At 65.2% G+C, this 3,847-nt stretch carries 4 protein-coding genes; all 4 read right to left on the reverse strand.

What is annotated here, in order from left to right; all coding sequences use genetic code 11:
- Positions 1 to 279 (reverse strand): dephospho-CoA kinase (gene coaE / locus AC1D01_RS24390; protein WP_477870948.1); only part of this gene is annotated, 279 nt, incomplete at its 3' end.
- Positions 280 to 295: 16 nt separating this feature from the next.
- Positions 296 to 1,147 carry a prepilin peptidase gene (locus tag AC1D01_RS24395; RefSeq protein WP_477870950.1) on the reverse strand — a complete coding sequence of 284 codons (852 nt, stop codon included), beginning with the start codon at positions 1,145 to 1,147 and terminating at the stop codon, positions 296 to 298.
- Between the two features lie 9 nt (positions 1,148 to 1,156).
- Positions 1,157 to 2,380 (reverse strand): type II secretion system F family protein, encoded by a 1,224-nt coding sequence (locus AC1D01_RS24400; protein ID WP_047500138.1) that lies wholly within the window; start codon positions 2,378 to 2,380, stop codon positions 1,157 to 1,159.
- Between the two features lie 76 nt (positions 2,381 to 2,456).
- A partial coding sequence (gene pilB, locus AC1D01_RS24405) for a type IV-A pilus assembly ATPase PilB (RefSeq protein WP_477870952.1) occupies positions 2,457 to 3,847 on the reverse strand: 1,391 nt, incomplete at its 5' end.

A 3,847-nucleotide genomic window follows, 5' to 3' on the forward strand; every position in this document is an offset into this window, starting at 1 on the left:
GATCAGGGGATGCAGGATGGCTTCGAGCTGCGATTTCGCGGCGGGGTCGGCGAACACGATCTCGCGCATGCGGGCGCGGTCGAGGCCGCCGTCGGCGCCGATCGCCGCGGCACCGAACTGCGCGCGCAAGGCATCGATCGCCGCGCCGCCCGGCGCCGCCAGCGAACGGGCGATGGCATCGGTGTCGATCACCGCCGCGCCCAGGTCGGCGAGCATGCCCGCGACCGTGCTCTTGCCGCTGCCGATGCCGCCGGTCAGGCCGATGCGCAGCGCGGCCATGCGGTTGCTCCGGCGTTCAGGCCCAGCCGAGCCAGCCGAGCACGCGCGCGTGGCCTGCGAGCAGCACGACGATGCCGCCGCCGGCGAGGAAGGGGCCGAACGGCACATAGCGCCCCTCGCGCAGCGAACTCATGGCCTTCATGCCGATGCCGACCACCGCGCCGATCACCGAGGCACCCAGCACGATCGGCAACACCATCTGCCAGCCCAGCCAGGCGCCCAGCGCCGCGAGCAGCTTGAAGTCGCCGAAGCCCATGCCCTCCTTGCCGGTGGTCAGCTTGAAGAGCCAGTAGACGGACCACAGCGACAGGTAGCCGGCGACCGCGCCCCACAGCGCCAGCGGCAGCGGGATCGTCCAGCCGAGCGCGCAGGCCACCAGGCCGGCCCACAGCAGCGGCAGCGTCAGGTTGTCGGGCAGCAGCGTGGTGTCCCAGTCGATGCCGGCCAGCGCGATCAGCACCGCCACCATGCCGCACCACAGCAAGGCCACCGGCTGCGCGCCGAAGCGCCATCCGACGGCTGCGAACAGCACGCCGGTCAGGATCTCGATGAACGGGTAGCGCGCCGAGATGCGCGTCTTGCAGGCCGAACAGCGCCCGCGCAGCCACAACCAGCTCAGCACGGGAATGTTCTCGTACCAGGTGATCATGTGGCCGCACGACGGGCAGCGCGAGCGCGGCTTCGACAGCGTGATCGGCTCGGGGACGTCGATCTTGACGCCGAGCATCTCGGCGCTGTCGATCTTCCAGCCACGCTCCAGTGCCATCGGCAGGCGATGGATCACGACGTTCAGGAAGCTGCCGATGCACAGGCCGAAGACGGCCAGTGCAGCGGGGGTCAGGAAGATTTCAAGCAGGTCCTTGTCCATCTCGGCCGGTCACACCACCTGGCCGATCTTGAAGATGGGCAGGTACATCGACACGACGATGCCGCCGATCAGGACGCCCAGGATCACGATGATGAACGGTTCCATCAGGCTCGACAGGCCCTTGACGGCCTCGTCGACCTCGTCCTCGTAGAACTCGGCCGACTTGCCGAGCATGCCGTCGAGCGAGCCGGATTCTTCACCGATGGCGCACATCTGCAGGACCATCGTCGGGAAGATGCCGGTGGTCGACATCGAGGTCGTCAGGCTGGCGCCGGTCGACACATCCTTCTGGATCTGTTCGGTGGCTTCCTTGAAGACGGCATTGCCGGAGGCACCACCGACCGAGTCGAGCGCTTCGACGAGCGGCACGCCGGCGGCGAACATGGTCGACAGCGTGCGGGTCCAGCGGGCGACCGCCGACTTGTAGACCAGGTCACCGAACACCGGAACCTTCAGCAGCAGGCGGTCCATCGCCTTCTGCATCTTCTCGGAGCGCTTCCAGGATTCCAGGAAGAAGTAGGTGCCGCCGCCCAGGAAACCGAAGATCGCCCACCAGTAGCTGACGAAGAACTTCGACAGCGCGATCACCACCAGCGTCGGTGCGGGGAGATCGGCGCCAAACGACTTGAACACTTCCTCGAAGGCCGGGATCACGAAGATCATGATGACCGCGATGACGACGAAGGCGACGACCAGCACCGCCACCGGGTACATCAGCGCCGACTTGATCTTGTTCTTGATGGCCATCGTCTTTTCTTGATAGATGGCCAGTCGATCAAGCAGCGCTTCCAGGATACCGCCGGCTTCACCGGCCTCCACCAGGTTGCAGTACAGCGCGTCGAAATACAGGGGGTGCTTGCGGAATGCCGACGACAGGCTGGTACCTGTCTCGACGTCGGTGCGGATGTCGGTCAGCAGCTTGGTCAGGCGCGGATTGGCGCTGCCGCGCGCGACGATGTCGAAGGCCTGCAGCAGCGGCACGCCGGCGCGCATCATCGTCGCCAGCTGGCGCGTGAAGATCGCGATGTCCTTCTGCTTGATCGAGCGGCCGCCGCCCATGCGGCGCTTCTTGACCTTGTTGACCAGGATGCCCTGGCGGCGCAGGCTGGCGCTGACCACGGCTTCGCCGCCCGCGCGCATCTCGCCGCGAACGATCTTGCCGTTCTTGTCCTTGCCTTCCCACTCGAAGACGAATTCCCGGATGTTGCTCTTCGCCGCAGTCGCAGTTGCCATGGTGCCTCCGAGAACACACCGGTCCTCGTCCCGTTGAATAGTTGTTCGACACGTGCCGCGAACGGCACGGATTGCATCACTCGTTGGTGACGGAGATGACCTCTTCCAGCGTCGTGAATCCGGCACGGACCTTGATCAGGCCGGATTGACGCAGGTCGCGGATGCCTTCCTTGCCGGCCTGGTCCGCGATGTCCATCGCCGTTCCTTCGGCCAGGATGATGCGCTGAATGTCTTCGCTGATGGGCATCACTTGGTAAATGCCGACACGGCCTTTGTAGCCGTTGCTGCAGGCGGAGCATCCGACAGCCCGGTACGGTTTCCAGGTGCCGTCGATGTCCTTCTCGGCGAAACCGGCCTTCAGCATCGCCTCGCGCGGGTAGTCGGCGGGCGTCTTGCACACCTCGCACAGGCGCCGTGCGAGGCGCTGCGCAGTGATCAGCAACACGCTGGACGCGATGTTGAACGGGGCCACGCCCATGTTCAGCAAGCGGGTCAGGGTGGTCGGCGCGTCGTTCGTGTGCAGCGTCGACATCACCATGTGGCCCGTCTGAGCCGCCTTGATCGCGATGTCGGCGGTCTCCAGGTCGCGGATTTCGCCGACCATGATCACGTCCGGATCCTGGCGCAGGAACGACTTCAGGGCCGCCGAGAAGGTGAGCCCGGCCTTGTCGTTGACGTTGACCTGGTTGATGCCCGGGAGGTTGATTTCCGCGGGGTCCTCGACGGTCGAGATGTTGACGCCCGGCTGATTCAGGATGTTCAGGCAGGTGTAGAGCGACACGGTCTTGCCGCTGCCGGTCGGGCCGGTCACGAGGATCATGCCGTATGGGCGCCCGATGCACTTCAGCAGGCGGTCTTTCTCGATCTTCTCGTAGCCGAGGGCTTCGATGCCGAGCTTGGCGCTGGACGGGTCGAGAATCCGGATCACGATCTTCTCGCCGAACAGCGTGGGCAAGGTGCTGACCCGGAAGTCGATCGCCTTGTTGCCGAACTTCAGCTTCATCCGGCCGTCTTGCGGGACGCGCTTCTCGGAGATGTCTAGCCGCGAGATCACCTTGATGCGCGATGCGAGCTTTTCCTTGATCGCGATCGGCGGCTGCGTGATTTCACGCAACTCGCCGTCGACGCGGAAACGCACGCGGTAGTGGTATTCGTAGGGCTCGAAGTGCAGGTCGGAGGCGCGGGCATTGATCGCGTCGATCAGCATCTTCTGCAGGAAGCGCACGACCGGGGCGTCCTCGACGTCGGTCGTGACCTCCTGGCTTTCCGGTGCCGCCGTGGTGTCTTCGTCGGTGACGTCGAATTCGAATTCGCCGCCGACGATGTTCTCGAGCGACTCGGTGGCGCTGGCACCGCTGCTCTCGAGGATCTTCGCCAGCTTGTCGTGCTCGACGATGATCCATTCCGGCGACAGCTGCGTCGCGAACTTGATGCGTTCAGCGGCTTCCTGGTCGGTCGGGTCGGCAC

Source organism: Rhizobacter sp. P3_B12, from assembly GCF_056402895.1.